Source organism: Endozoicomonas sp. ONNA2 (assembly GCF_024606365.1).
GTDB lineage: Bacteria > Pseudomonadota > Gammaproteobacteria > Pseudomonadales > Endozoicomonadaceae > Endozoicomonas.
Genome location: NZ_JAHHPO010000876.1, coordinates 1 through 2,105, shown reverse-complemented (window position 1 = coordinate 2,105; position 2,105 = coordinate 1). Strand labels below are relative to the sequence as shown.

Genomic DNA, 2,105 nt, shown 5'->3' with positions numbered 1-2,105 from the left:
GAAGATTACTGAGCCCACCGGAGGAAATCGATGCCCCCATATCCCACAAGGATTCCAGGAGGCTGTCCGAGAATAGACTGCCACCGCACGACTTCATGGATGCAGGAGCTAGAACAACGCAGGAGCAGTTGCCGGTAGGGCAGTCTATTCTCGGACAGCCTCCCGGGCCTTATGACAAGTCATGGCATAGCCATACTTAACCCGCAGCGCATTAAACCAGGGGTCTTCCCGCAGGGCCAGTTGGAATTCAGCCGTTTTCGGCTTCAGCCCCCGATGGCGCTGCCGGAAGTCCACCAGCAAGGCACGCAGCTCCAGCGCTGTAGGGCTCCTTTCCCGTGACGCCAGCAGGTTCTCAAGCATAAGACATTCAATATACATTTTCTGACCATCAAATCCCCGGTAGACCAGTTCCATCCTGGCAAAACTCAACAACACCGGTTCGCTGACACCACGTAGAATTATCCGGCGACTCTCCGTAGCAGCCAGCACCCGGTTAACCTTGACCAGGTCGCCATTGGATAAACCATGCAAGGGTGCGTTTTTATTCACCAATAGTTGCTCACCCTGCTGCACCGGTAACTGGTAGTTACCCCAGAGCTGTTCACGCACTGCCCGATTATGATCCAGGGCACGGGCATTGCTGTAGGTCACCATAACCGATGAACCCTGACCACGACTCTGGTGTGCAGGGCGCTGGTATGAGGTCAGCACTTGCCGGATTCCTTCAGCAGCGGTTACACCGATAATTCCCGGTGGCTGACCGCTGATATCAAAGGCGTTGAACTTCTGCTCTGCAATCGCGTTGCGAATCGCCTTAGCCTGCTCCAGAATGGCACTGCCACGAGCCTGTCGTTGAACTTCTGTCAGTTCAAATGAAGTACAGTGCAAATGATAATGCTCCCGCAGCAATAAAAGCAGATGGGCTATCAGGGTGGTTTTACCGGTACCGGCACTCCCCCGGAGAATAAAGCAGTCATTGTCACCACGGACAAAGTCCATAATGGCATCAATAGCCCGCTGCTGATGTACTGTGGGTGCCGGATGATTCAAGTCAGAAACCTCATGTTGCAGGAATATTCAAGGTAGACAAGGACGGGCCTGATAATTCACTTTCTCCTGGGCTAACGTCTTTTCTTTAGTCAAATAAGCATAATGAGGTCCAGATAGAAAAATTACGCAGGCAAGCTTGTGTGTTGAGGTTGGTTATATTCACAACAGGTCAGGGAAACACGATGCAGTGAATTTTCATAATCGTATTCAGAAGGTTACAAACCCCCTTAGTCAGCGGTGCTTTTTTAATCCATTTTCCCATGATAAAAAGCCGGTTTTTATCGGATTAACCCATTTTATATTGCAGTGCAGCCTGAGCCCATTTCAACGACAGCTTTTCCATCCTGCGCTCAGCTATTCGAGATAAGGCAAGCCAGTAGTGAAACCAGGCACCCAACCCCTCCGAAGTAAACCGACACCCTTCTGAAACAGGGCCATCCGGTGCCGGGGTAGTGAAATGGCTCTGCAGGATATGACCTTTGCGCAACTGCTCAATAATAAAAGCTTCCAGTGTCGGACGGAACAACTCGACCATATCCCAGGCCAGCGAAGCCCTGCCCGCACAGGGTTGATGGTAAAAACCGGCAAACACATCCAGCCGTTGCCGCGTTAATGCCTGAACAGCCTGTTGGTAAATCAGGGTTGAGCCAAAGGAGAGCATAGCATTCACCGGATCCCCGGGTGGCCGACGGTTACGTCCGGAAAACCGCCACTCATCAGGTAACAAACTGGCCATGGCCTGATAAACTGTCCGGGCTGCACTTCCTTCTAATCCCAGTAAAGCGGGCCTTTTGGCTGCGCCGATCTTTCCCATCAACTGCTTCACGGCAATAGCACTTTCCCTCAATCCCTGCTGACATAACCAAAGCCATTGCTGCCTCAGTTTGCTTCGTACCAGTGCCCGGGCCATTCTCGTTGCCAGAGCCTCTTCACTCACTCCCCGATACTGCCCCATGCGTCTGATAACATCACCGGCCGGTTCTGACAGTAAAATATCGGGGGCTAGGAGGCTGTCCGAGAATAGACTGCCCTACTGCGGTGGCAGCAAATTGGTC

2 protein-coding genes are annotated in these 2,105 nt (G+C 52.2%); both read right to left on the bottom strand.

Translation table 11 applies throughout. The annotated features are described in order from the left end of the window. Positions 1 to 144: 144 nt before the first annotated feature. Positions 145 to 1,050 (bottom strand): hypothetical protein, encoded by a 906-nt coding sequence (locus KDK14_RS15645; RefSeq protein ID WP_257266106.1) that lies wholly within the window; start codon positions 1,048 to 1,050, stop codon positions 145 to 147. Positions 1,051 to 1,336: 286 nt separating this feature from the next. Further along, positions 1,337 to 2,038 (bottom strand): CRISPR-associated endonuclease Cas1, encoded by a 702-nt coding sequence (gene cas1 / locus KDK14_RS15640; RefSeq protein WP_257266107.1) that lies wholly within the window; start codon positions 2,036 to 2,038, stop codon positions 1,337 to 1,339. Between the last annotated feature and the right edge of the window lie 67 nt (positions 2,039 to 2,105).